Raw genomic sequence first — 338 nt, 5'->3', positions numbered from 1 at the left:
AGTGTACTTACAGAAGGCAATGATGCCGGAGGCGCAGCCATTGCCAATCTTGCAGATCCGACGGCAGCCCAGGATGCAGCTACCAAAGCGTATGTAGATGCGGTAGCCGATGACGATGTAACCGGAGCGGCTTTGGATGGTAGTAATGTACTAACCATAAGTGAAGGAACCACAGATGTAACGGTCGACCTTTCTTCCCTGGTAGACGATGCGGATGCGGATCCGACCAATGAACTTCAAACTCTGAGCCAGAGTGGTACGGATGTCACGCTTTCTGATGGAGGAGGGACAATCTCAGTGGCAGATAACGACAATGATTCCTCAAACGAGATCCAGGA

1 pseudogene is annotated in these 338 nt (G+C 51.2%); it reads left to right on the top strand.

The features are described 5' to 3' along the window. Nucleotides 1-338: pseudogene (locus QU605_RS15405) on the top strand (hypothetical protein); the annotation flags it as partial.

It is taken from the genome of Robiginitalea aurantiaca (genome assembly GCF_030380815.1).
In the GTDB taxonomy this organism is placed as follows: Bacteria; Bacteroidota; Bacteroidia; order Flavobacteriales; family Flavobacteriaceae; genus Robiginitalea; species Robiginitalea aurantiaca.
The sequence above is the reverse complement of the archived record's forward strand: the minus strand, read 5'-3'. Positions and strand labels throughout refer to the sequence as shown.